The organism is Peribacillus sp. SIMBA_075 (assembly GCF_046534585.1).
On sequence record NZ_JAWRYN010000156.1, the window covers coordinates 1 to 407 of the forward strand.

The window sequence follows — 407 nt, forward strand, 5'->3', positions numbered from 1 at the left end:
CGTGAAGAAGCCGCGATCATGATTGCTCGTGCGATGAATTTGAAGTTAGGCACTCTTGATGCATCCAAACTGGCGTTAGGTAAAATGTTTACAGATGCGAAAGATGTGGGGTACTATGCAGCGCCATCTGTACTCGTCGTCAGTAAAGCAAAATTAATGAACGGTGAGCCGAATGAAGTTGACGTGAAAAAACCGACCTACAGTTTTAAACCAACAAACAACCTGACTCGTGCCGAGATGGCCATCATCACCATCCGCGTCATGGTTCAGCTGAAAAAACTGCCTAAGCAGTAAGCGCAAATGTAAAACATATATAATAGCCGAAAGCTGAAGAAGACATTCGTCTCTTCAGCTTTTCTTTTTCGATTTATTCACTATTGTCATCCTCGATTGCCTCTACAGGAACC

General features: G+C 43.5%; 1 protein-coding gene. It reads left to right on the plus strand.

Features of this window, described 5'->3' with window-relative positions; genetic code table 11:
- Positions 1-294, plus strand: a 294-nt coding sequence (locus SB775_RS27585) for an S-layer homology domain-containing protein (protein ID WP_410864323.1), incomplete at its 5' end; no start/stop codon positions are given.
- Positions 295-407 lie beyond the last annotated feature (113 nt).